General features: G+C 68.9%; 20 protein-coding genes. 4 read left to right on the top strand and 16 right to left on the bottom strand.

The annotated features are described in order from the left end of the window. Positions 1–43: 43 nt before the first annotated feature. The 16 genes from KDB89_RS13285 to KDB89_RS13210 form a co-directional block, all read right to left on the bottom strand. Positions 44–1,744 (bottom strand): fumarate hydratase, encoded by a 1,701-nt coding sequence (locus KDB89_RS13285; RefSeq protein WP_219081806.1) that lies wholly within the window; start codon positions 1,742–1,744, stop codon positions 44–46. Positions 1,745–2,219: 475 nt separating this feature from the next. Then, complete coding sequence (locus KDB89_RS13280) at positions 2,220–3,236, bottom strand: nitronate monooxygenase (RefSeq protein ID WP_219081805.1); 1,017 nt, start codon at positions 3,234–3,236, stop codon at positions 2,220–2,222. A 14-nt stretch (positions 3,237–3,250) separates the two neighbouring features. Beyond that, positions 3,251–4,057, bottom strand: coding sequence for a siderophore-interacting protein (locus KDB89_RS13275; RefSeq protein WP_219081804.1), 807 nt, complete (start codon positions 4,055–4,057; stop codon positions 3,251–3,253). A 264-nt stretch (positions 4,058–4,321) separates the two neighbouring features. Continuing rightward, the gene (locus tag KDB89_RS13270) at positions 4,322–4,885 is read right to left on the bottom strand and encodes a type 4a pilus biogenesis protein PilO (RefSeq protein ID WP_219081803.1); all 564 of its coding nucleotides are present in this window, start codon (positions 4,883–4,885) and stop codon (positions 4,322–4,324) included. Between the two features lies 1 nt (position 4,886). After that, positions 4,887–5,717, bottom strand: coding sequence for a hypothetical protein (locus KDB89_RS13265; RefSeq protein ID WP_219081802.1), 831 nt, complete (start codon positions 5,715–5,717; stop codon positions 4,887–4,889). Further along, positions 5,714–6,853: a type IV pilus assembly protein PilM gene (gene pilM, locus KDB89_RS13260; protein WP_219081801.1), complete on the bottom strand. Its 1,140-nt coding sequence runs from the start codon at positions 6,851–6,853 to the stop codon at positions 5,714–5,716. The genes KDB89_RS13265 and pilM overlap by 4 nt, the downstream gene beginning before the upstream one ends. Before the next feature lie 31 nt (positions 6,854–6,884). Further along, positions 6,885–7,697 carry a prepilin peptidase gene (locus KDB89_RS13255; RefSeq protein ID WP_255555965.1) on the bottom strand — a complete coding sequence of 271 codons (813 nt, stop codon included), beginning with the start codon at positions 7,695–7,697 and terminating at the stop codon, positions 6,885–6,887. Next, positions 7,694–9,496: a hypothetical protein gene (locus KDB89_RS13250; protein ID WP_219081800.1), complete on the bottom strand. Its 1,803-nt coding sequence runs from the start codon at positions 9,494–9,496 to the stop codon at positions 7,694–7,696. The genes KDB89_RS13255 and KDB89_RS13250 overlap by 4 nt, the downstream gene beginning before the upstream one ends. After that, positions 9,496–10,185 (bottom strand): PilW family protein, encoded by a 690-nt coding sequence (locus tag KDB89_RS13245; RefSeq protein ID WP_219081799.1) that lies wholly within the window; start codon positions 10,183–10,185, stop codon positions 9,496–9,498. The genes KDB89_RS13250 and KDB89_RS13245 overlap by 1 nt, the downstream gene beginning before the upstream one ends. Beyond that, positions 10,182–11,531 (bottom strand): carboxypeptidase regulatory-like domain-containing protein, encoded by a 1,350-nt coding sequence (locus tag KDB89_RS13240; RefSeq protein WP_219081798.1) that lies wholly within the window; start codon positions 11,529–11,531, stop codon positions 10,182–10,184. Before KDB89_RS13240 ends, KDB89_RS13245 begins: the two co-directional genes overlap by 4 nt. A gap of 100 nt (positions 11,532–11,631) precedes the next feature. Beyond that, on the bottom strand, positions 11,632–12,087 hold the full coding sequence (locus KDB89_RS13235; protein ID WP_219081797.1) for a type IV pilin protein: 456 nt from the start codon (positions 12,085–12,087) through the stop codon (positions 11,632–11,634). Between the two features lie 127 nt (positions 12,088–12,214). After that, complete coding sequence (locus KDB89_RS13230; protein WP_219081796.1) at positions 12,215–13,453, bottom strand: type II secretion system F family protein; 1,239 nt, start codon at positions 13,451–13,453, stop codon at positions 12,215–12,217. Next, positions 13,450–15,192 (bottom strand): type IV pilus twitching motility protein PilT, encoded by a 1,743-nt coding sequence (locus KDB89_RS13225; RefSeq protein WP_219081795.1) that lies wholly within the window; start codon positions 15,190–15,192, stop codon positions 13,450–13,452. The genes KDB89_RS13230 and KDB89_RS13225 overlap by 4 nt, the downstream gene beginning before the upstream one ends. A 54-nt stretch (positions 15,193–15,246) precedes the next feature. After that, entirely contained in the window at positions 15,247–16,965 is a 1,719-nt protein-coding gene (locus tag KDB89_RS13220; RefSeq protein WP_219081794.1) for a GspE/PulE family protein, read from the bottom strand. Between the two features lie 257 nt (positions 16,966–17,222). Beyond that, positions 17,223–17,999: an amino acid ABC transporter ATP-binding protein gene (locus KDB89_RS13215; RefSeq protein ID WP_439654857.1), complete on the bottom strand. Its 777-nt coding sequence runs from the start codon at positions 17,997–17,999 to the stop codon at positions 17,223–17,225. Then, complete coding sequence (locus tag KDB89_RS13210; protein WP_219081793.1) at positions 17,996–20,182, bottom strand: amino acid ABC transporter substrate-binding protein/permease; 2,187 nt, start codon at positions 20,180–20,182, stop codon at positions 17,996–17,998. Before KDB89_RS13210 ends, KDB89_RS13215 begins: the two co-directional genes overlap by 4 nt. Positions 20,183–20,309: 127 nt before the next feature. On the opposite strand from KDB89_RS13210, the gene KDB89_RS13205 reads away from it, so the two are divergent. The 4 genes from KDB89_RS13205 to KDB89_RS13190 are packed head-to-tail and all read left to right on the top strand — an operon-like array spanning position 20,310 to position 23,844. After that, the gene (locus tag KDB89_RS13205) at positions 20,310–21,524 is read left to right on the top strand and encodes an AGE family epimerase/isomerase (protein ID WP_219081792.1); all 1,215 of its coding nucleotides are present in this window, start codon (positions 20,310–20,312) and stop codon (positions 21,522–21,524) included. After that, positions 21,525–22,499 carry an acetylxylan esterase gene (locus tag KDB89_RS13200; RefSeq protein WP_219081791.1) on the top strand — a complete coding sequence of 325 codons (975 nt, stop codon included), beginning with the start codon at positions 21,525–21,527 and terminating at the stop codon, positions 22,497–22,499. Next, entirely contained in the window at positions 22,496–22,834 is a 339-nt protein-coding gene (locus KDB89_RS13195; protein ID WP_219081790.1) for a NifB/NifX family molybdenum-iron cluster-binding protein, read from the top strand. The genes KDB89_RS13200 and KDB89_RS13195 overlap by 4 nt, the downstream gene beginning before the upstream one ends. Before the next feature lie 20 nt (positions 22,835–22,854). Continuing rightward, positions 22,855–23,844 carry an acyltransferase family protein gene (locus KDB89_RS13190; protein ID WP_219081789.1) on the top strand — a complete coding sequence of 330 codons (990 nt, stop codon included), beginning with the start codon at positions 22,855–22,857 and terminating at the stop codon, positions 23,842–23,844. The last annotated feature ends 183 nt before the right edge of the window (positions 23,845–24,027 follow it).

Raw genomic sequence — 24,027 nt, 5'->3', positions numbered from 1 at the left:
TCCACTTCAGGAGGGGGCCCGACCTTTCGGTTTCAACGCCAGATCAGATGCCGGGGCGTTTCTGGATCGTGGTGGCCAGCGGTTTGTTGACCTCGGCGAAGAAGTCGTTGCCCTTGTCATCGACGACGATGAACGCCGGGAAGTCCTCGACGTCGATCTTCCAGATGGCCTCCATGCCCAGCTCGGGGTACTCGACCTGCTCGACCTTCTTGATGCAGTCCTGCGCCAGACGGGCGGCGGGGCCGCCGATCGAGCCGAGGTAGAAGCCGCCGTGCGCGTGGCACGCGTCGGTGACGGCCTGCGAACGGTTGCCCTTGGCCAGCATGACCATCGAGCCGCCCGCGGCCTGGAACTGGTCGACGTAGGAGTCCATGCGGCCGGCGGTCGTCGGGCCGAACGAGCCCGACGCCATGCCGGCGGGGGTCTTGGCGGGGCCGGCGTAGTAGACGGGGTGGTCCTTCAGGTACTGCGGCATCTCCTCGCCGTTGTCGAGGCGCTCCTTGATCTTGGCGTGCGCGATGTCGCGGGCCACGATCAGGGAGCCGGTCAGCGAGACGCGGGTCTTGACGGGGAACTGGCTCAGCTGGGCGAGCACGTCGGCCATCGGCTGGTCGAGGTTGATCTTCACCGCCGCGCCCTTGCCGGTGCCGGAGACGCCGTCGGTCTCGGCGTCGAGGTCGTCGGCGACGACCTCGGGCATGAAGCGCGCCGGCTCGGTCTCGAGCTGCTCGATGAACACGCCCTCGGGGGTGATCTTGCCCTTGCACTGGCGGTCGGCGGAGCAGCTGACCGCGATGGCCACGGGCAGCGATGCGCCGTGGCGCGGCAGGCGGACGACGCGCACGTCGTGGCAGAAGTACTTGCCGCCGAACTGCGCACCGATGCCCAGCTTGCGGGTCAGCTCGAGGACCTTCTCCTCCAGCTCCAGATCGCGGAAGCCGTTGGCGGCCAGCGAGCCTTCGGTCGGGAGCTCGTCGAGGTACTTCGCAGATGCGTACTTGGCCGTCTTCAACGCGAACTCCGCCGACGTGCCGCCGACGACGATCGACAGGTGGTAGGGCGGGCACGCGGCCGTGCCGAGGCCACGGATCTTCTGCTCCAGGAACGTCATCATGGAGTCGGGGTTCAGGATCGCCTTGGTCTCCTGGAACAGGTAGCTCTTGTTCGCGGAGCCGCCGCCCTTGGCCATGAACAGGAATTTGTACGAGTTCTCGTGCCCCTCTGCGGTGTCGGCGTACAGCTCGATCTGTGCGGGCAGGTTCGAGCCGGTGTTCTGCTCGTCCCACATCGTCAGCGGCGCGTTCTGCGAGTACCGCAGGTTCAGCTTGGTGTAGGCGTTGAACACGCCCTGCGACAGTGGGCGCTCGTCGGTGCCCTCGCTGAGGACCTGCTGGCCGCGCTTGCCCATGATGATCGCGGTGCCGGTGTCCTGGCACATCGGCAGCACGCCGCCGGCGGCGATGTTGGCGTTCTTGAGCAGGTCGAGGGCCACGAACTTGTCGTTGGCGGAGGCCTCGTCGTCGTCGAGGATGTTGCGAAGCTGCTGAAGGTGCGCGGGACGAAGGTAGTGGGCGATGTCGTGCATCGCCGTCTCCGCGAGCAGCGTCAGCGCCTCGGGAGCGACCTTGAGGAAGGTGCGACCCTCCGGCCCCTCGATCACCTCGACGCCCTCGGTGGTCAGGCGCCGGTACGGCGTCTTGTCCTCGCCGATCGGCAGCATGTCAACGTAGCGAAACTCCGGCATGGTCCTTCTTCCTCGAATGTTCGAGGTCAGTTTCTCAAACCGGATCGGGGCTTCTGTGAGCGGGTCGGGGCAAGGGGATTGGGCGTTTTATGCTTGAAATGCCTGTCGAAAAGAACGTGGTTTCGGCAAGACCCTTCGCTGCGCTCAGGGCGTTTCGACGAGCTCAACGACCCGGTTCCCTGAGCTTGTCCTCCGGTTCCCTGAGCTTGTCCTCCGGTTCCCTGAGCTTGTCCTCCGGTTCCCTGAGCTTGTCGAAGGGCGCCGAGCGGAGCGAGGCGGTGGGCTCGGGTGAGCCCCTTCGCTGCGCTCAGGGCGTTTCGACAGGCTCAACGACCCGGTTCCCTGAGCTTGTCGAAGGGCGCCGAGCGGAGCGAGGCGTGGGCTCGGGTGAGCCCCTTCGCTGCGCTCAGGGCGTTTCGACAGGCTCAACGAGCCGGGGCTGCGTTTCGACAAGCTCAACGGCCCGGGCGGCGCCTCAGTCGCCGACGAGGTGACGGACGACGTCGGCGGCGGGGCCGGTGGGGGCGCTGCGCCAGCCGGTCCCGGCCCACAGGTGCAGCCGGTCGGCATCTCCCGCCGCACCCGCGGCCTGCCTCAGCGCGCGGGTGAGGTGATGCACGGCCGGGTAGCCGACGATCCCGTCCGGGTGCCGGTCGACGAACCCGTTGCGCAACGCCCGGGCCGGTCGACCGGTGAATGCCCGGGTGAGCACCGTCTCGACGAACGACGGGTCGCCCAGCGCCCGCCGGTGCGTGGGCGAGGTGCCAGCCTCGTCCGTGCGGAGCAGCAGGGTTCCCACGGCGACCGACTGCGCGCCAGCGTCCAACAGCGTGCGCACCGCCTGCGGGCCGTCGACACCGCCCGTCGCGACGACCGGCAGGTCCACCTCTCGGAGCACGCGTCGGAGAAGCGTGGCCGTAGGCATGGGCCCGGGTGTGCGGGTGGGGTCGAACGTGGCGGAGTGGCCGCCGGCGGCAGCGCCCTGCACGACGATCCCGTCCACGCCCGCGTCGCGGGCCAGGCGTGCCTCCTCTGGGGTCGTCACCGTCGCGAGCACCCGCGAACCGACAAGGCGCAGCGCGGCGATGTCCCCGTGATCGGGGATCCCGAAGGTTAGGGACACCGCGGGCACGGGGTGGGCGAGCAACCAGGCGAGCTTCTCGCCCCACCCGTCGTCGTCCCTGACGGGCGTCGGGTCCAACTCCAGCCCGAACTGCGCCGCCTCCGCGCCAAGCTCGGCGGCGTACGCGGCGAACGCGCGCTCGTCGAGCGTGTCGTGGCCGGGGACGAACAGGTTGACCCCGAAGGCGACATCCAGCAGTCGGAGCTGCTCGACCTCTGCCTCCAGCGCTTCGACGGTCTTGTAGCCGCCGGCCAGGAACGGGAAGGCCCCTGCGGCGGCGACCGCGTGGGCGAGTGCGACGGTCGACGGGCCGCCGGCCATCGGCGCGGCCACGATCGGCAGCGGTGAGTCCAGCAGGCGGTCGGTCATTGCGTCTGAGCGGGTCAGTGGGAGGTGGGGCAGCGCCAGTAGCCGCAGAAGGTCACGCGGTCCTTCGGGATGCCCCACTCGCCGACGAGGTGGCGACGACCGCCCGTGGCGAGCTGCGACTCGCCTGCGACGAAGGCGTTGACGCGGTGCGAGGGCGGCGTCAGGTCCTGCAGGGCGCGCAGCGCGGCCATCCCTGGGCGGTTGCCGGGGCGGCCCTCGATCCAGCGCAGGCCCACGCCGGCGGGGCGCTCGGCCTCCTGGTGGTCGTCCTCGTCCTGCACCTCGATGATGGCGGTGCCGCGTGCGCTCTCGGGCAGGTCGCGGAGGATGCCGAGGATCGCGGGCATGGCCGTCGCGTCACCCACGAGCAGCACGTCGTCGGTGCCGCGCTCAGGGCGGAAGCCGTGTCCCTGGTCGATCAGGCCGACGGTGTCGCCGACGGGCAGCCCGGCGGCCCAGGAGCCGGCTACCCCCTCGTCGCCGTGCGTGAGGAAGTCGACGTCCAACTCCGCCTGTTCGGGTCGCCAGTTTCGGACCGTGTAGTTGCGGATCTCGGGGCGGGTGGCCTTCGGGGTGGTCAGGTACCGCAGGTAGCCGCCCATGCCGTAGCGCCCAGAGAGGTTGTCGAACCGCGTCCCCTCGGACGTCGGGACGGCGAGGCGGAACCACTGGTCGTAGCCGACGTGTCGCCACTGGCGGAGCGCGTCGCCGCCAAACGTGAGGCGCACGAAGTTGGGCGACAGCTGACTCGCGCCCACCACGTCGCAGACGAGAAGCCCGTTGTCCGCGTGGTCGACTGTGACGTTGGTCGAGCCTGCCATCGCACGCCCCTCCTACCCGCGCATTTTCGCGCGCCTCGTATGCGGTAATTCCAACGCCACCCTAACGGGTCGGGGCGTGGCGTGGAAACCGGTCCAGACGCGCGATCCGGACGGTTCGCCGACAGGTCCGAATGAGCACTTCCTCCTTGTCGTCGCCCGAAAATCGGTATGTGAACGCTCGCAGCGGCGATGACAAGTGTGTCGTGCTCATCGCAGCCCCGGGACCGACGATCCCGGCCCGGGGGGGGGCGACGACGGGGCGGGTCAGGAGGGGAGGAGGACCCAGGTGGTGCCGGAGAGCTGGAGGGTGCCGTCCTCCTGGCCGTTGAACTGGGTCGAGGCGATGGTGATGATCCGCTTGGACTTCTGCAGGTTCGTGACGAAGGCCTCCAGCTGCGTGCGTGTGCCGTTGGCGGTCATGGTGAGCGGCACCGCGACCAGCGAGCTGTTCGGCGGGGCCGTGATCGTCAGGCCGGTCGGCGGGGTGTAGGCCGCGGCGGCGTCGAAGCTCAGGGTCCGCACGTCGACGTCGGCCGACGTGGCGGCCGCGTCGATCTGGTTGATGAGCTCCTGCTGCGAGCGGGCGGCGGGGATCGCCTGCTGCAGCGATTTCCACTCGTCCTGGTAGTCGTCCATGTTCACCATGTCGGCCGCGAGCTCGTTGTTCTTCGCCTGCTGGGCGTCGTTGAGCTGGCGGATGCCCTCGGTCTGCGTGGTGGCCTGATCGATGCGGTCCAGTTGCGGCTGGATCCCGACGGCCCATCCCCCGAAGAGGATGGCGACGGCGAGGACGCCGATGATGATGAGGCTGAGGCGGTGCTTGTCCATGTCACTCCCCTTCGGTCGAGCCGTCGATGGTCGTGTCGTCGGTCTCGGTATCGGCCGGCTCCTGGTTTGCGCCGGTCGCGACGTCCTGCAGCTGCTGGTGGAGGTCGGCCATCAGGTCCTCGTCGAGATCCTTGACCCGTGACGTCCCGCCGAGCGCCTCGCTGCCGAGCTGGACGACGCCCGTGATGACGTAGCCCACCTCGTCGGACGCGGAGACCGCGTCGACGGTGGCGCTCTGGAACCCGGTGAGCTCGCTCAGCGCGTTGAGCAGCGGGGTGGGGGAGTCGAACCTGTCCGCGTTCGCGGTGAAGGAGATCTGGATCACGCCCTGGGCGTCAAGGCCGCCGTTGTCAGACACGGACCCGTCGTCGTTCCCCAGGCCCCGCACCGCGACGTCCTCGGTCACGAGCGTGACCTCGTCCGGCAGCACCGTGTCGAGTTCGGTCATCAGTCGCGCCCAGTTGGCCTCGGCGAACAGCGCCTCGGGCAACGCGAACTCGTAGTCGGCGAGGCTGCGCTTGACCGAGATCAGCTCGCTGTACTCGTTCTGCTGCTGGACGAGCAGCTGACCGCGGGTGCGCTCGTCGTCGAGCGTCGTCTCGGCCTTGAGGGCGAGCATCGACATGGCCAGGATTGCCATCACCACCGCGACGATCAGCGCCACCAGCCCGTAGACGAGGGCCCGGATGGTGCGGGCGCTCCTGCGTCGCGCCTCGACGATCGGCGGCACCAGGTCGACGCGGACCACGCCCATCACGGGGGTGCTGACGACGGCCCCGACGGGGAGGTCCTCCTGCCCGGCCTCGGGGCCGGTGGCAAGTCCTGCGCTCATTTCCTCGCTCCTCGTTTCGCGGCGGCCTTCTCCTTGGCGGTCGGGGCGGACCGGCCCGCCTTCCTCGACGTCGGCGCCTGTGCCTGGGTCGCCGGACGCGCCTTCGCGCCCAGCGCGACGCCCAGGGGGGCCGCGAGCTCGAGTGCCCAGCGCTCCATCTCGGAGTCGCGCAGACGGCGCGCCATCTGGAACGCGCCCAGCGGGTTGCCGTAGCTCACCTCGACCCCCAGCGCCTTCGACAGGACGAGCGGGAGCCCCATGAGTCGGCTGCCGCCACCGGTCAGGACCACCGTCTCGACGGGCGACTCGGGGTGCGAGTTCGACCAGTACGTGAAGGTGTTGCGCACCGATGTGATGAGCCCTGCGATGTTCTCGCGGAGCACGGTCTCGGCGTCGATGTCGCGGGCTGTGGTCGCCCCGCCCTGCAGTCCGCGGGCGATCTTGTCCTGCTCCGCCTCGGCGAAGCTGACGCCGAGCGCCCGCTCGATGCTGCGGGACACGTCGTCGCCGCCGCTCGGCACGACGCGGACGAAGCCCGGCGTCCCGGCGCGTGAGATGACGACGGTGGTGCTGGAGGCGCCGACGTTGACGATCGCGTGGGTGCCCGGGTGGGGCGCAGGCAGCGCGCGGAGCAGCGAGAACCCGGAGAAGTCGATCGCGTCGATCTGCCGGCCGGAGTCCTCGATGGCCGTCACCGTCGTCTCGAGGCTGCTGCGGACCGTCGCGACAAGGAGCCCCTCCTGCCGGTACTCGCCGTTCTCGTGCACGTCGCGCAGCGGCAGGAAGTCGAGGATGGCGTCGTCGAGGTCGATCGGGACCTGCCCCTCGACCGCGAACCGCAGGCTCGTGCGGCGGCTGGTGCCCAGCAGGGCCGGCAGCGAGACCTCGCGCACGACGACCTTGCGGTTGCTGATGGCGAAGGCGACCTTGCGGGTCGTGAACCCGCCGATCTTCCACAGGTCCTTCAGGGCCCGGATCGCCCGCGTCTGGTCGACGATCTCGCCGTCGTGGACGGTCCCCTCGGGGATCGGGATCGACGCGAACCGGCTGATCGCCGGCCGGGCGGTATACGGCGACTCGACCTGCACAGCGCGCAACGACGTACGGCTGAGGTCGAGTGCGACTACTGCTGCCATGTGGTCCTCCGGGTTGGGTGTGCCGTGCGCATCAGGCGAGTCCTGTCGCTGTCAGGTAGAGGTCGGCGAGCGGTCGCCCGGCCCAGATGCCGAGGGCGGCGCCCAGCAGCATGAAGGGGCCGAACGGCAGCGCCGTCTTGCGGGTGGCCCGGCTGCCGGCCATCAGCCCAACGCCGACGAGCCCGCCGATCAGGAAGGCGGCGAAGGCGCCGACGAGCAGCTCGGCCCAGCCGAGCCAGGCCACCAGCATGCCGAGCGCGCCGGCGAGCTTCACATCGCCGAGCCCCATCCCGCCGGGGCGGAGCAGCGCGAGCGCCAGGTAGAAGCCGCCGAGCGCGATGCCGCCGATCAGCGCCGCGACCAGTCGCGCATAGTCCCCGGTCAGCACGGAGGCGAGGACCAGCAGCGCGACGGTGACGACGTAGGAGGGCAGCACGATGGCGTCGGGCAGGCGGTGATGGTCCACGTCGATCAGGGCGAGCGCGATCGCGACGGCGGCCCAGTACAGCAGCACGGGGAGCACGGCCGCGGGGTAGCTGCCCGCGTACGCGCCCCAGACGACGACCCCGAAGGCCGCCGCGGTGCAGCCCTCGACCGCCGGGTAGCGCGCCGAGATCGGCTGGTGGCAGTGGCGGCACCGGGCGCGCAGTACCAGCCACGACAGGATCGGCACGTTGTCGTACCAGGCGATGTCGGCTCCGCAGCCCGGGCACGCGGAGCCGGGGCTGACGATGCTCTCGCCGCGGGGCACGCGCCAGATCACGACGTTCAGGAACGAGCCGATCAGGGCGCCGAGGACGACGGCCAGCGCGATGCCCACGACGGGCGGGAACAGGTCGCTCATGATGCCGACCCGTCGGCCGCGAAGACGGCCTTGCTCTCGACCCAGCTCGTCACGCCGTAGGTGGTGGTGACGGGGTTGAGGAACTTGGGCGGCGCGTAGAACTTGAACCGGTCGTCGTAGCGGTAGTCCTTGGCATAACCGGTGGCGATGCTGCCGCCGCTTGTCGTCGCGACCGTGCCGCGGTACTTCTGCGCGATGGCGCCCAGCACTGTCAGCGTTCCGCGGCTGCTGCCGGCGTCGTAGTTCTGCACCTGGAACGTGTGCGCGACCGACAGGATCGCGGCCTCGATCGTGCGGTTCTTCGCCAGCAGGGCGTTTCCGGAGCTGGTCAGCGGGTTGTACACCCACACGGCGTTGTTCCCCACGAGGCCGAGGATGTCCTCCTGGTCGTTGACGTAGGTGATGTCCCCGGTGACGAAGACGTAGTTCTCGGCGGCCAGCGTCGCGGCACCGTTGAACTCGCCGCTCACGAAGACGTCTCCTGCGCGGCAGCCGTAGGTGGTGGTGGTCGGGGGCTTCTCGGTGCTCGAGGGGAAGGCGATCTTGTTGGTGCCTGTTCCGAAGCTCCAGCCCGGCTTGCCCGCGGAGGTGCTGCTCGCCGTCGTGCACGTGAAGTTGGTCGGGTTGGTGCTGGAGGACCAGTAGTTGACGTCGCTGGTGACCGACGGGACGTTCTGCACGTACATCACGTTGTTCTCCGGCACCGTGATGGTGGCGCCGGCCGAAGACTGCAGCGCGGAGATGGTCCCGCACTCGGCCGGCGACGTGCCCGTGGTGGAGTTCGCGTTCCCGATCCGGGTCTTCTTCGTGAACGGTGACTTGATGTTGACCGTGCCGTTCGCGTAGAAGGTGAACTGCGTCGGGCCTGTGTACAGGCACCCGGGCCGCGGGACCTCGGTAGCGACCAGGTCGGTGCGGGTCTCCTTCTTGAGCTCCGAGTTGGTGGCCGGCATGCCGACGACGCCGCCGCTGTAGCTGGGGTAGCCCGCCAGCTCGAACGTCGGGCCGGTGCATGAGGAGCCGCTCGAGTTCCTCGCCGAGTAGTAGGGCGAGCGGGAGTCGGCGGTGGTCACAGTGCCCTCGAACCTCGACCCGCAGGCCCGGATGGTGTCGTTGCTGTGCACCGGGCCCTGAAGGTCGTCGGCCGCGCCGAACGAGATCTCGTTGCAGGTTGAACCCACGGTGCGTCCGGCCCAGCTGTACTTGAGCGTCGTCTTGGTGCTGTCGGTGAAGCAGGAGGTGTTCGACGTGCCCGCGACGGACGGGTCCTGTGCCTCGTAGTCGGTGAAGTACAGGTAGTCGATGAACCCCTGCTGCTTCAGGTCTGCCGTCACGGTGCGGGTCGCGTCGCCCACCCTGCCCGTGGCGCGCACGCGGATGCGGCCGGTCGTCGCGTACTTCGAGTTGTCGACCTCGTAGCGGAACTGCGCCCGCTCGGTGCTGCCGCTCACGTTGGCCCAGGTCCCCGTGGTGCCGACCCCGAAGGCCTTGTTGGTCTCACTCGGCAGAGTGACGGTGCTCGTCGCGCTGAAGGACGAGGCGGGGTTGCCGAAGCGGTAGTAGCTGGTGTCGGCGGACAGGCGGCTCTGGTAGTCGTCGACCCCGGCGTAGGCGGCGGCCAGGGCCGCGTTCCAGTTGGCGTCGGCGCGGGCCTGTTTCATGCCGTTGACCGTGGTCACCACCAGCAGCGACATCAGCATCGCCAGCACCAGCCCGACGCCCATCACGGTGATCATGGCGGCCCCGCGCTCCCGGTCGCGGCGCGAGTCCTTGGCGGGGAAGTCGTCAAACTCGTCCATCACTTGACCTCCACTCGGGCGACGCCCAGGTTGGGCAGCCCCACCAGGTTCTGCAGCCTGACGGGGTCGGTGCGGCCGGAGCCGTTCGCCTGCACGTTCATGGTCACCTGCACCGCGGCGATGTTGCGGATCTGCGTCGTGCTCAGGCTGGCACCCGCCGACGGGGTCAGCTGATCGCCGTTCTTGTCGTAGTAGCGGAACAGCGGGCTGGCGCTCTCGGCGGGCAGCAGCGAGCGGGCGACGATGCGGGAGTAGCTGGCCGTCGTGGCGAACGCCCAGTACGTCGTGTACACGTGGTGGGCGGCCCAGCGGGTCTCCACCAGCTCGTTCTTCGCGTTGCGGGAAAACTGGATGCGCCATGGCGCCGGGTCGGTGGTGGAGCCGGCATCGATGAACGAGTTGATGATCATCTTCTCGGCGCCCGCGTAGTCGAAGACCGGGTTGTTGACGCTGTTGCCGTACACGGGGATCTCGGTGCCCGCCCGCACGACGCGGGTGACCTCGTTCATGGCCGTCGAGGCCAGTCGGCTGCTCGCGACGGCGCCCTGCTGGTCGGTCACCGACCGCGTCGAGGTGACGAACATCGCCACGACGAGCGTCAGCAGCAGGCCGGAGACGCCCATCGCCACCATCAGCTCGACCAGGGTGAGCCCCTGGTCCTCGCGGCGCAGCCGGCGCAGCAGGCTCATGATGTGGTCCTCGGGTCGAGCGTGATCCTGCCGGAGGTGACCGACCCGTTCGAGGTCACCGAGATGCCGCTGGTGATCTTCGTGGTCTTCGCCCCGGAACTCGTCCCGCGGTAGAGCTCCCAGGTCCCGAACGGGAGGGCCAGCGTCGGCTTCGCGCTGCCCGACAGCACGGTGCCGAACGTGTAAGTCATGTAGGTCGACCCCGTCGTGGTCGTCGCGGCCGCGCAGCCGGGATCCCCGTCACCTCCGCCGACGTAGACGGCCGTCACGTAGGCACCGCTGCCGTTGGGGGAGGAGAGCTTGACCGTGCCCATCGCGACGCTCGCCGTCACGGTCGTGCCGCGCAGGCCGGCGACCGGATCGGGGCGGGCGCCGGCGACGGTGGACGTCGCCGTCCACTGCCCGGGGTCGGGGGCCAGGCAGCTTGTCGCCGCGTTCTCGGGAGTCTCGGCGTAGGGACCGGCCAGCATGCTGTACCCGGAGGAGATAGGGAAGGCGGCAAGCGACTTGGGGTTCGCCGCGGTGGTCGATGTGAAGAGCGAGGAGCCGTACGTCGAGACCAGTGAGGTCGTCAGGTTGGTCGGCAGCGTCGCCGAGCCGTCCGCGTACGTGGTGGTGAAGGTGACGGCCCGGTCGTAGGCGAAGCTCAGGCGCGAGGCCCCGCCGGCGGTGACCTCGACGGTCGCGGTGGGCGTGCTCAGCTGCTGCTCGTTGACGTAGCCCGTCTTGCTGACGGAGGCCGTGAACTCGCCGGCGGGGACCTTGAGGAGGTAGGCGCAGCCGTCGCTGTCGGTGGTGGCGGAGGCGACGGAGGCGGAGGTCGAGGTGGCGAGGTTGACGGTGACGCCGGAGACCCCGGCGCCGGCGGCGTCGATGACGCCCACCAGCACCGTGCCGAGCGTCGGGTCGTTGATCTTGGTGCGCGGCGTGAGCGTGGAGTCGCTGTAGACGGGCTGCGCGCTGGCGGACATGTTGTCCCAGGTGACCTCGACCGTGAACTCCTTGTAGCGGATGGAGCCCGTCGTGTCGCCGGCCTGGCAGGTGGCGCTCACGCCGCTGCTGAAGGACCAGGAGGTGCTGACGGCCACGTGGAACGTGTCGCCGTTCAGCTCGACGTCGCGGGTCGAGTTCACGATGTCGAACACGGTGGCGCGGGAGCGCTCGATGTCGACCTGCTGGGCCGCCAGATTGGCTGCCACGATGCGGGCCCGCGTGTCGCGCGACAGGGTCAGGCCTGAGGTCATGACGTAGAGGAAGCCGGTGGCGATCATCGCGAAGATCATCATCGCGACGACCACCTCGACGAGCGTGAAGCCGCCGTCGTCGAAGCGCTGCAGTCGTCGCATGGCGGGCCTCCGTCCGTCGGGTGGGTGGGTGGGGTGCGGAAACGTCGTGCCCGCGCGGTGGGGGGACCGCGCAGGCACGACGTGGATCAGGGGGTCCGGATCACGGAGTGGTGGGGGCGTCGCCCCACGAGCCCGCGCCGCTCTCGCTGGTGTAGGTGTAGACCTCATCGACGTTGTCGTTCGTGCCGACGACCTCGTAGGTCTGGGTGTCGTCATCGAACGTGATCTCGAGCGTGTTGTCGGGGGAGACGACGACCTCGGCCAGTTCGTCGCCGTCAGCGTTCAAGAGGGGCGCGGTCTCGTCGTCCTCGAAATCCGCGAGGCCGTTGACGGTGCCGTTGTTGCCGGACGTGGCGGTCTCGATGGACAGGACGGCGTTCTTGACGTCCGACTCGACCGACGACTTCCAGGCGCCTTCGCGCATGTTCAGGAAGATCGGGATGGCGACGGCGGCGAGGATGCCGATGATGATGACGACGACCAGGAGTTCGATCAGGGTGAAGCCCTTCTCGCCCTCCTCCTTCTTCGCCAGTGCGTTAGAAACGAAGTTCAGCACGTGAGTTCCCTTTCGCGGGATGTGGGGGGTTTGTCGGCCTCGGGGGATGTGGCCGATGACCGAGACCTTATAGGTGGTTCTCGGAAGATTTCAACTGCGTTCGGAAAAGTTCTGTAACGATATGGTTTCAGAGGTTTTGGATGGACTGGAAGATCATGAACATCGGCAGGTAGAGGGCGACGATCATGAAGCCGAGCAGGGCGCCCATGAAGACGAGCATCAGCGGCTCCAACAGGGCTGTGAGCTGGGATGACATGGTCTCGACCTCGTCATCGTAGAAGTCCGCGGTCTTCTCGAGCATGGCGTCGATGGACCCGGATTCCTCGCCGATCCCGACCATTTGCACGAGCATTTCGGGAAAGATCTCGGCCTCGGCCAGGGAGGCGCCGATGGAGTGCCCCTGTCTGACGTTCTCCTGGACGATATCCAGGGATGAGGAAACCACGTAATTGCCGCTCGTGGCGCCGACGATCGATAGCGACTGCATCAAGGGGACACCCGAGGCCAACATGGTGGCGAAGTTCCTCGTGAATCTCGTCAGCGCGATCTTCGTATTGAGCTTCCCGAAGACGGGGACCTTCAGTTTCACGGGGTCGAGCACCTTGCGCACGGCGTCGGTGTTCTTGTTGCGCGCCCACCAGATGGAGAAGATGATGCCGACCACCAGGGCGACGGGCACCACCACCGGCATGGCGTGCGACAGGTCGACGAGCAGTTGCGTCGGCGCCGGCAGCGAGCTGCCCAGGTCGGCGAACATCGCCTCGAAGACGGGGACGATGAAGATCAGCATGGCGGCGACACCCACCAACGCGATGATCAGCACCACGATCGGGTAGGTGAGCGCAGCCTTGACCTTGCTGCGGAGCCTGGTCTCGGCCTCGAAGTTGTCGGCGACCATGATGAGCGACTTGTCCAGGAAGCCGCCGGTCTCGCCGGCGCGCACCAGGTGCACCATGATCGGGGGGATGACGAGCGGGAAGTCCTCCAGTGCGTCTGAGAGCGCGACGCCGCCCTCCACCTTGGCCGAGACCTCCACGATCGTCGTTCGCAGCCTGGTGTTGTCCACCTGGTCCTTGACGATGGTGAGGGCCCGCAGGATGGAGACGCCGGCCGAGACCATGGTGGAGAGCTGCCGGGTGAGCAGCGCGAGGTCCTTCAGCGAGGGCCCGCGCTCCAGCGCCGGGATGGTGATCTCCTTCTGCAGGCCGGTGCCGGCGCCCTTCTGGGTCAACACGTCGGGGATGACGCCGCGGCCCTTGAGCTGCTGGATGGCCTGGGCCTCCGAGGACGCGTCGAGCACGCCCTTGACCTTGTTGCCGTCCCGGTCGAGACCCTTGTAGGTCCATTTGTCCATGGTGGCGGTCATGAGGGGCCTCCCATCCCGCCGGCCACCTGGCGGGTCCCCTCGATCAGCATCGGGTCGACGTCACGGCCGAGGCCCCGGTTGCGGACGAGCTGCTCGAACTCGGCCGCCTCCTGCGCCAGGTCGAGGGCCTGAGCGTGCGCGATCTCACCGGAGAGCACCAGCCGGGCCAGGTCCTGGTCGAGCGTGTGCATGCCCTGCGCGCTGCCCGCCTGCAGTGCGGTGCGCATCTGGTGGGTCTTGCCGGAGCGGATGAGGCTCGCGATGGCGGGGTTGGTGAACATGACCTCCGTCGCGACGGTGCGGCCCTTGCCGCCCGCGCGGCGGATCAGTGTCTGCACGACGATCGCGCGCACCGTGGCCGCGAGCTGCGTGCGGACCTGCGCCTGCTGGTGCGACGGGTACACGTCGATGATGCGGTCGATGGTCTGCGCCACGTCCTGCGTGTGCAGCGTCGCGAAGACGAGGTGACCGGTCTCGGCGGCCGTGAGCGCCGTCGAGATGGTCTCCAGGTCGCGCAGCTCGCCGACGAGGATGATGTCGGGGTCCTGGCGCAGCGCGTGCTTCAGCGCATGGGAGAAGCCGTGTGTGTCGGCCCCGACCTCGCGCTGGTTGATGATGCCGCGCTTGTGGTGGTGCAGGAACTCGATCGGGTCCTCGACCGTGACGATGTGCGACGCGCGGCTCGCGTTGGCCTTGTCGATGATGGCCGCGAGCGTCGTCGACTTGCCCGAGCCGGTGGGGCCGCAGACGAGGACGAGGCCGCGGGGCAGGTGCGCGAGGTCGACCAGCTCCGACGGCAGGCCGAGCTGGGCCACCGACTTGATCTCGGTGGGGATGATGCGCAGCGCGGCGCCCAGCCCGCGCTGGTCCTGGAAGATGTTCACGCGGAAACGGGCGACGTCGCCGACGGAGTAGGCGAGGTCGAGCTCGAGGTCCTTCTCGAAGGCCTGCAGCATCTCGGCCGGGACGAAGCTCTCGATCACGCGGCGGATCCGCTCGCGCGACCAGCTCGTGGTCCCCGCGACCGATTTCAGCTCGCCGTCGATGCGGATGACGGGTGTCGACTCGGCGCACAGGTGCAGGTCCGAGGCCCCCTCGGCGAGCACCGCGCGGATCGAGGTGACGAACTCGGTGTCGACGTCGGGGATCTGGCGACGCAGGATCGGGTCGACCTCGCCCGCGCGGGCCGCCAGCCCGCTGACGGGCTCCTTCACCGGCGCTAGATACGCGGGCAGTCGCATCGCCTCGGCGGCGTCGTCGGCGGGCAGTGACCTGGCGGCGCGTGGGGCCGGGGCCGCGGGGGGAGGCCACGCGACGGCGGCGGCCTCGGCGGGGGCCGACCAGGCCGAGGGGGCTGGAGCGGCGGGCGGCGTCGTTTCCTGGGCGGCCGGGGCCGCCCAGTCTGAGGCCGGCTTCGGGGAATCCGACGTGCCGGTCGACGACACCGACCACTCGGTGTTCGCCCTCGGCGCGGACCAGCTCGAGGTCGCCCAGTCGGACGCGGAGGATGCGGACCGGCCGGGTGCCGAGGATGCGGACCGGTCGGGTGCCGCCCACGGGGAGTCTCCGGCGCTGTCCGGCTCCGAAGGCGACGACCGGCGCGCGGCTGTGGGAGGCAGGGTCACACCGGGGACGCCGTCGAGGTAGGACCTCAGGTCAGGATCGACATCCTTGCCGGCAAACAGTTCGTCGAACCGCGTCGGCGCCGCGGGGGGGAAGTACCCGTCTTCTGGGGTCACAGTGTCCTTCTTTCTGCGTCTCCCCCAAGACGATGTTGATCATTTCCCCGACGCTCACAGCGTCACTCGCAGGATCTCTTCGATGGACGTGTGGCCGAGCAGCACCTTCGCCCAGCCATCCATCCGGAGCCTCGTCATGCCGGCCCTCTCGGCATGCTCGGCGATCTCCGCGGCGGGCGCGTTCTGCGACGCCAGCCGTTCGATCTCGTCGTCGACCGCCATCACCTCGTGCAGCGCGATGCGGCCCCGGTAGCCCGTCTCGGAGCACTCCGGGCAGCCGATCGGCCGGTAGACCGTCGGCAGCGGGTCCGTCAGCGGCGCTCCGACGATGCGCAGCTCCTCCGCGGTGGCCGTCGACGCCTTCCTGCACCTGGCGCACAGCCGCCGGGCGAGGCGCTGGGCGATGACGGAATCGAGTGCCGAGCCGACCAGGAACGGCTCGACCCCCATCTCGATCAGTCGGGTCACCGAGCTCGGCGCGTCGTTGGTGTGCAGCGTGGACAGGACGAGGTGGCCGGTCAGCGACGACTCGATGGCGATCTTCGCCGTCTCCTCGTCGCGGATCTCGCCCAGCAGGATGATGTCCGGGTCGGAGCGGAGGATCGAGCGCAGCGCCGCGGCGAATGTCATGCCGGCCTTCGGGTTCACCTGGACCTGGTTGATCCCTGGCATCCGGTACTCGACGGGATCCTCGACCGTGATCACGTTGACCGTGGGCTTCGAGATCGCGGCCAGCGTCGTGTACAGCGTGGTCGACTTGCCGGAGCCCGTCGGGCCGGTGACGAGGATCATGCCGTACGGCTTCGAGAAGCTCGAGGAGTAGACCTCCATGTTGCGTTCCAGCATCGCCAGGTCGCTCAGCTGGAGGCTGGCAACGGGCGAGTCGAGGACACGGGCGACGACCTTCTCGCCCCACACGGTCGGCAGTGAGGCGACGCGCAGGTCGATCGTGCGGCCGCTGTGGTTGACGGAGATGCGGCCGTCCTGCGGCCTGCGACGCTCGCCGATGTCGAGGTCCGCCATGACCTTCAGGCGGCTGATGACGCCGGGGATCATGGAGCGGGGGACGGACTGCACCGTCTTGAGCACGCCGTCGATGCGGTAGCGCACGCGCAGCTCGTCGCGCATCGGCTCGATGTGGATGTCGGAGGCGCGGTCGGTGATGGCCTGCCCGATGATCAGGTTCACCAGCCGGATGATCGGGGCCTCGTCGACGCCCTCGTCGACGTCCTGGCTCCACTGGTCCGTCTCCGCGTCGGCCCCGGCGAAGGCGGAGGCGAGCTCCTCGACCTCGGAGTCGACGCGGTGGTAGCGGTCGATTGCCGCCATGATCGCATCCGGCTCGGCGACGACCGGCGCGACGGGCTCGCGGAGGACGGCCGCGACGTCGTCGAGGACGATGACGTTCTCGGGATCGGCCATCGCGACCATGATGCGCTCACCGGCGCGCGCGATCGGCAGGGCGATGTGGCGCCGCGCCATCGCGTCGGGAACGAGGGAGACGACCGACGCGTCGACGGCGAACTCGGTGAGGTCGACGAAGGCCAGCCCGAGGCGGGCGGCCAGCGCGACGGCCCGCTCGCGCGGATCCTCCGGCTCGGGAGCGCGCTTGGGGGAGAAGTAGGCGCCCAGCCACTCCATCGAGTCGCGGCCCTCGACGTGGCCGTCGCGGCGCGGGGAGTCGGGGTCAGCCTCCGGGCTGCCCTGCGGCGCTGCTGCGGCGGGTCCCCGGCCAGGATCGACCGGCGGAACGCTGTCTTGCGTCTGATGCACGCGCGTTCCTTCCTGGGACACCGACGGCAGAGGCGGACCGCTGACGAGGGCCGTGGGCGAGAAACTGCCCGGAGCCCCCTCAGGCCGCGTTCACCGAAGTGGGACGGTTGTGAGAGCTTCGTGGAACGTGCTCTCGGTGGAAATCTTGGAGCACCCGGGAAGCGCCTGTCAACGACTTCATTTCGCTCTTAGCGAAATCCGACGCGACGGGCCCGAGATGACCTCATGCCGAGGTAGAGCTTCTCGGGTTCGCCGCCTCAGAGCACCTTGGAGAGGAAGTCCTGTGTGCGGGGCTCCTGGGGATTCGCCAGAATCTCCCGCGGGTCGCCCTCCTCGACGATCACGCCGTCGGCCATGAACATCAGGCGGTGGCCGACCTCGCGGGCGAAGCCCATCTCGTGCGTCACCACCACCATCGTCATGCCCTCCTTGGCCAGCTGCTGCATGACGTCGAGCACCTCACCGACCATCTCGGGGTCGAGGGCGGAGGTGGGCTCGTCGAACAGCATGATGTCGGGCTGCATCGCCAGCGCGCGGGCGATGGCCACGCGCTGCTTCTGGCCGCCTGACAGCTGGGCTGGGCGGGAGTCGGCCTTCTCGGACAGCTTGACCCGTTCGAGAAGGTCCCGGCCCAGCTTCTCGGCCTCGGCCGGCGACTGCTTCTTCAGCATGATCGGGGCCAGCGTGATGTTCTCCAGCGCGGTCTTGTGCGGGAACAGGTTGAAGTGCTGGAAGACCATGCCGATCTTCTGGCGCACGACGTTGATGTCGGTGCCCTTGGCCGTCAGATCGGCACCCTCGACGACGACCCGGCCGGAGGTGACCTCCTCCAGCAGGTTGAGGCAGCGCAGGAACGTCGACTTGCCCGATCCGGACGGGCCGATGATCGCGACGACCTCACCCTTGCGGATCGTGGTGTCGATGCCCTTGAGGACCTCGTTGGATCCGAACGACTTGTGCAGGTCCTCCACCTCGACGATGACGTCGCCCTCCGGCGCGGCGGCCGGGGTGGTCTGCTCCGCTGTGGTGCTCACTTGTTGATCCTCCTGTCGAGCGCGTTGCTCAGTTTCGTCAACGCGAAGATGACGACGAAGTAGATGGCGCCGATGATCAGCCACATCTCGAAGCTGCGGAAGGTCCGCGCGATGATCTGCTGGCCCTGGTAGGTCAGCTCGGCCAGGCCGAGCACGGCCAGGAGCGAGGTGTCCTTCAGGGTGATGACGAACTGGTTGATGGCCGACGGGGTCATGATCTTCAGCGCCTGCGGCACGATGATCTTGCGCATCGACTGCATCCAGTTCAGGCCGAGCGAGCGCGACGCCTCCATCTGACCCGTGTCGACGTTCTGGATGCCGCCCCGCACGATCTCGGTCATGTAGGCGCCCGCGTTGAGCGACAGCGTCAGCACGCCAGCCACGAACACGTCGATCTTCAGACCCGTCGCGGCGGACAGGCCGAAGTAGAAGAAGAACGCCTGCACCAGCAGCGGCGTGCCGCGGAAGACGTCGACGTAGATGCTGCCGAGCAGCTTCAGGATCCAGACCCCGCTCACCTTGAAGAAGCCGAAGATGACGCCGAGCACCGTGGCGAAGAGCAGCGACAGCGCGGTCGCGGCCAGGGTCATGCCGAGGCCCTGCATCAGGGCGGGCCAGCTCTGCGCCAGCAGCCCCCAGAAGGACAGTGACGTCGAGCCGTCGCCCGTGTCGCCGGTGGCGAGGTACTTGTCCATGATCTGCTGGTAGGTGCCGTCCTCCTTCATGGACTGCAGCCCGACGTTGAACGCCTTGAGGAGGTCCTCGTTCTGGCCCTTGAGGACGGCGAAGCCGTAGCTGGAGCCCTGCTCCTTGGGCGTGACGATCTTCAGGCCGTTGCCCTGCGAGATGCCGTAGGCGAGAACGGGGTAGTCGTCGAACACGGCTGCGGCGTTGCCCGTCTGGACCTCGGAGTACATGGTGTCGGCCTTGTCGAGGGCCTTGACGGTGAAGCCGTACTCGTCGGCGATCGACTGCGCGAAAGCGAGCCCCTCCGCCCCGGTCTTCGCGACGACCGTCTTGCCCTCGAGGTCCGCGTATCCGGTGATGGAGTCGTCGTCGGCCGCTACCGCCATCTGCACGCCCGAGTCGAAGTACGGGTCGGAGAAGTCGAAGATCTTCTTGCGCTCGTCGGTGATGGACATGCCGGCGATGACGCCGTCGGCCTGGCCCGCCTGGACCGCCTGGAGGGCGGCGTCGAAGCCCAGCGCCTTCACCTCGACGTCGAAGCCCTGGCGCTCGGCGACCTCCTTCATGAGGTCGACGTCGATGCCGGTCATGTTGCCGGAGGCGTCGCGGAACTCGAACGGGGCGAAGGTGGTGTCGGTGGCGATGACGAATGTCTCGCCCTTGACGCCTTCGACCTGCTGGCTGCTGTCCTCGGGGGCGTTGTCGCCGAGGTACTGCACAAGGATGTCGTGGTAGGTGCCGTCGGCGCGGAGCTCGGCGAGCCCGGAGTTGAAGGCCTCGAGCAGGTCGGCGTTCTGGCCCTTGAGGACGGCGAAGCCGTAGCTGGAGCCCTGTTCCTTGGGCGTGACGATCTTCAGCCCGTTGTCCTGCGAGATGCCGTAGGCGAGCACGGGGTAGTCGTCGAAGACCGCGGCAGCGTTGCCGGTTGTCACCTCGGAGTACATGGTGTCGGCCTTGTCGAGGGCCTTGACGGTGAAGCCGTACTGGTCCGCGATGGACTCCGCGAACGTCAGGCCCTCCGCCCCGGTCTTCGCGACGACGGTCTGGCCCTTGAGGTCGGCATAGCTCGTGATGTCGGAGCCGTCCTTGACGGCCATCTGCACGCCGGAGCTGAAGTACGGGTCGGAGAAGTCGAAGATCTTCTTGCGCTCGTCCGTGATGGACATGCCGGCGATGACGCCGTCGGCCTGCCGCGACTGCACCGCCTGGAGGGCCGCGTCGAAGCCGACGGCCTTGATGTCGACCGTGAACCCCTTCATCTCGGCGATCTTGTTGATGAGGTCGATGTCGATGCCGGTCATGTCGCCGGACTCGTCGCGGTACTCGAACGGGGCGAACGTGGTGTCGGTGGCGATCACGAACGTCTTGCCCTTGACCGCGTCGTCGTCGGCGCGCGCGGCCAGCGGCGCGACCAGCGTGGTCACCAGCACCGAGAAGAGCAGCGCCAGCAGCGCAAGGGGTCGGACGGCGGAGCCGCGGATCAGCGGTCGTCGCATGGGGTCACCTCCAGAGCCGGACCGGTCGGCCCGATGCCCTGAACCGTAGTACCTCGGTGAGTCGAACCGCTTGTCCGGATCAAGGTGTGATCCGCTAGCGTCGGTCCTGACGGCAAAGGAGTCCCCCATGCAGATCATCGAACGAGACACGCACAGGAACTGGCTGGATGGGCACTTCCTCAGCCTGCTTGAGTTCGGCCGCCGCACCCCGGTCGACGGTGGGGGAGCCGCCTGGCTCGACGATGATGGAAGCCCCGTGGCGGCGGAGGGCGTGCAGTGCTGGATCACCTGCCGGACCGTCCACACGTACAGCCTCGGCGCACTGCAGGGCATCCCCGGTGCGCGGGTCATCGCGCAGAGGGCGCTCGACGGTCTGACCGGGCCGCTGTACGACGACGTCAACGGAGGGTGGTTCGCCCAGGTCGGCGGCACGTTGCCGCCCGGCGCCCGCGACAAGGCCGCCTACGCGCACGCGTTCGTGGTGCTGGCGGCGACCTCCGGCGTGCTCGCCGAACTCGACGGGGCAGGCGATCTCCTGGCCGAGGCGCTGCGCACCGTCGAGGAGAGATTCTGGGACGAGGAGGCCGGGCTGGTCGTCGACACGTTCAACGACGACTTCACCGTGCTCGACCCGTACCGCGGCATCAACGCGAACATGCACACCGTCGAGGCGTTCCTCGCCGCGGCGGACGTGACGGGGGACCGGATCTGGCTCGACCGGGCCGCACGCATCGGGGCCTTCGCAGCCCGGGCCGCCAAGGCCAACGGGTGGCGGCTGCCCGAGCACTTCGACGAGCAGTGGAGCCCGCTGCTGGAGTTCAACGCCGACGTCCCGGGCGACAAGTTCAAGCCGTACGGCGCCACCGTCGGGCACGGCATCGAGTGGGCGCGGTTGTTGCTGAACCTGGAGGCTGCGGGGGCGAAGGGGGCCGACTGGGCCGAGGCTGCCGTCGCGCTGTTCGACCGCGCCGTCGAGGACGGGTGGGATGCCGAGCGCGGTGGCTTCGCCTACACGACCGACTGGACGGGGACCCCGGTCGTCGCGGACCGCATGCACTGGGTCGTCGCGGAGGCCATCGGTGCGGCCGCGTCGCTGTGGAAGCGCACGGGTGACGCCCGCTACGCGCAGCTCTACGCCACGTGGTGGGACTACGCCGACGCCTACGTGCTCGACCATGAGCACGGCTCGTGGCACCACCAGCTCGACCCCGAGAACCGGCCGACCGACACCGTCTGGCCGGGCAAGGCCGACCTGTACCACGCGGCGCAGTGCACGCTCATCCCGCGTCTGCCGCTCGCGCCCACCATGGCCAGCGCCATCGCTCGCGGAACGGAGCTCTGAATGCCCGCGATCGACCTGCCGCTGGCCGGGCTCGAGACCTACCGGTCCGCAGCCGTCGCGCCCGATGACTTCGATGAGCGCTGGGCGACCACGCTGGCCGAGGCGCGCGCCGTCGAGATGGTGCCGGTGGTCACGCCCGTGCAGACGGGGCTGAGGCTCGTCGACGTGTTCGACGTGACCTTCCCGGGGTTCGGTGGCGACCCCGTCCGGGCGTGGCTCGTCGTGTCGGCGGGGACCTCGGAGCGGCTGCCCGTCGTCGTCACCTTCCAGGGCTACGGCGGTGGCCGTGGGCTGCCCATCGAGCACCTGACCTGGGCGAACGCCGGCTACGCGCAGCTGTTCATGGACACGCGCGGGCAGGGGTCGTCGTGGGGGAGCGGCGGCCACACCGACGACCCGCACGGCGCCGGCCCGTCGGTGCCCGGTTTCCTGCTGCGTGGCATCGAGAGTCTCGAGACGTACTACTACCGTCGCCTGATCGTCGACGCGGTCCGCGCCGTCGACGCGGCCAGGGAACTGCCGCAGGTGGACCCGGAGCGGGTGGTCGTCGCGGGCATCAGCCAGGGCGGGGGGCTCGCGATCGCCGCGGCGGCGCTGGCCGACGGGGTCGTCGCGGCGATGCCCGACGTGCCGTTCCTGTGCGACTTCGCCCGCGCCGTCGACGTGTCGACGACGACGCCGTACGCCGAGGTCGCCCGGTACCTGTCGGTGCACCGCGACCGCGTCGCGACGGTGTTCGAGACCCTGAACTACGTCGACGGCGTGCACTTCGCGGCCCGGGCGACCGTGCCGGCGCTGTTCTCCGTCGCGCTGCTCGACCAGACCTGCCCGCCGTCGACGGTGTTCGGCGCCTACCATGCGTGGGCAGGCGAGGCGTCGATCGAGGTCTACCCGTTCAACGACCACGAGGGTGGCCAGGAACACCAGGTGGCGGTCCAGCTCGCCTGGCTTCAGAAGAGGATGGAGACGCTGTGATCATCGCAACACCCGTCGACGCCGAAGGGCGCGCGGCCGGATCCTGGGGGCGCGCCCACTTCGTCGCGATCGCGGACGTCGTCGACGGCGCCGTCGCGGCCTGGGCGGTGCACGAGGTCGCGTGGGACGAGTCGCACGACAGCGGCACCCACGGGTCGCACCACGCCCGCGTCGTCACCTTCCTGCGCGAGCAGGGGGTGCAGGCGGTCGTCGTCGACCACGTCGGCGACGGCATGCAGCGCATGCTCGGCACGATGGGGATCCCCATCCTGCCGGCCACGCCGGGCGACGCGCAGGCCTCCGTGCTGGCCGCCGTCGCATGGGCACAGACCTAGTCAGCGGGTAGATTCAGCAGGTGGCCGCGCAGAGACTCGTCTGGATCGACCGGATCCGGGCGCTGGGAATCATCATGGTGGTGACCTATCACACGGAGATCGCCCTGGTCTCGCGCGGCATCGACCTGATCCCCGGCATGTGGACGTGGAACGCTGCCACATCGGCGATGCGGATGCAGATCATCATCTTCGTGTCCGGGTTCCTGCTGGAGCGCACGCTGCGGAAGTCGTGGGGCGTGTTCCTGGACAACAAGCTGCGCACCATCGCGTGGCCGTGGTTCGTGTGGACGTCGATCCTGGCGATCTTCCTCGTGATCGGCAGCTGGGGCTTCGGCGGGCACACGTTCGGCTGGCAGCAGGTTTTCGACACCTACCTCAGCCAGTACACCTACACCTGGTATCTGGCCTACCTGTTCGCGTTCTTCGTCATCGCACGGCTGCTGACCCCGGCGATCCGCGCGTGGTCGATCCCCGTCCTGCTCGTGTTTGCCCAGTGGGTCGGTGATTACGACGGCTGGCACACGCGCTTCCCGTACATGCTGGCGCTGTTCTTCCTCGGCGAGCTCGTCGCCCGGCACCCGCGGTGGTGGGATGTGCTGAAGAAGAAGTGGGTGCTGGCGCTGTTCGTGCTTGTCACCGCCGCGTCGCTGGTCGCGGGGCCGCTCGGGTTCAAGACGTGGTACACCATCTGGTCCGTGCCGGGAACCGTGACTTTCGTGGCCGTGCTGGTGCTGCTGTCGGACCGGATCACGCGACCGATCGGCTGGCTGGAGACCATCGGCCGCGAGGCGATCGTCTTCTATGCGTCGCACCTGCCGTTCCTGAAGACCGCGTCGTACCTCGCGGTGATCCTCGGACTGGGCCGCTGGCCCGCGACGATCCTGATCCTGGCCGCGGCCCTGGGCATCCCCGCGCTGCTGGTGAAGTTGCGGTCCCGCTACCGCGCCGTCGGCTGGCTGTACGAGTGGAACCCGAAGTCGCCGCCGAAGTCCGCCCCGGTGGTTCCCTGAGCGGAACGCGGTTCCCTGAGCTGGACCCGGTTCCCTGAGCCTGTCGAAGGGCGCCGAGCGGAGCGAGGCGGTGGTCGGGTGGTTCCCTGAGCTGGACCCGGTTCCCTGAGCTCGTCGAAGGGCGCCGAGCGGAGCGAGGCGGTTCCCGGGTGTGTCCCTTCGCTTCGCTCAGGGCGTTTCGAC

This window comes from Tessaracoccus palaemonis, assembly GCF_019316905.1.
Classification (GTDB): Bacteria; Actinomycetota; Actinomycetes; order Propionibacteriales; family Propionibacteriaceae; genus Arachnia; species Arachnia palaemonis.
Note: the sequence above shows the minus strand (reverse complement) of the source record. Positions and strands in the feature narration are given on the sequence as shown.

Coding starts and splice junctions, on each gene's coding strand:
- KDB89_RS13265 (WP_219081802.1), bottom strand. CDS start 5,717: ATGAGCGCAGGACTTGCCACCGGCCCCGAGGCCGGGCAGGAGGACCTC.
- KDB89_RS13255 (WP_255555965.1), bottom strand. CDS start 7,697: ATGAGCGACCTGTTCCCGCCCGTCGTGGGCATCGCGCTGGCCGTCGTC.
- KDB89_RS13240 (WP_219081798.1), bottom strand. CDS start 11,531: ATGCGACGACTGCAGCGCTTCGACGACGGCGGCTTCACGCTCGTCGAG.
- KDB89_RS13280 (WP_219081805.1), bottom strand. CDS start 3,236: ATGACCGACCGCCTGCTGGACTCACCGCTGCCGATCGTGGCCGCGCCG.
- KDB89_RS13275 (WP_219081804.1), bottom strand. CDS start 4,057: ATGGCAGGCTCGACCAACGTCACAGTCGACCACGCGGACAACGGGCTT.
- KDB89_RS13245 (WP_219081799.1), bottom strand. CDS start 10,185: ATGAGCCTGCTGCGCCGGCTGCGCCGCGAGGACCAGGGGCTCACCCTG.
- KDB89_RS13230 (WP_219081796.1), bottom strand. CDS start 13,453: ATGACCGCCACCATGGACAAATGGACCTACAAGGGTCTCGACCGGGAC.
- KDB89_RS13200 (WP_219081791.1), top strand. CDS start 21,525: ATGCCCGCGATCGACCTGCCGCTGGCCGGGCTCGAGACCTACCGGTCC.
- KDB89_RS13250 (WP_219081800.1), bottom strand. CDS start 9,496: ATGGACGAGTTTGACGACTTCCCCGCCAAGGACTCGCGCCGCGACCGG.
- KDB89_RS13270 (WP_219081803.1), bottom strand. CDS start 4,885: ATGGACAAGCACCGCCTCAGCCTCATCATCATCGGCGTCCTCGCCGTC.
- pilM (WP_219081801.1), bottom strand. CDS start 6,853: ATGGCAGCAGTAGTCGCACTCGACCTCAGCCGTACGTCGTTGCGCGCT.
- KDB89_RS13210 (WP_219081793.1), bottom strand. CDS start 20,182: ATGCGACGACCGCTGATCCGCGGCTCCGCCGTCCGACCCCTTGCGCTG.
- KDB89_RS13285 (WP_219081806.1), bottom strand. CDS start 1,744: ATGCCGGAGTTTCGCTACGTTGACATGCTGCCGATCGGCGAGGACAAG.
- KDB89_RS13205 (WP_219081792.1), top strand. CDS start 20,310: ATGCAGATCATCGAACGAGACACGCACAGGAACTGGCTGGATGGGCAC.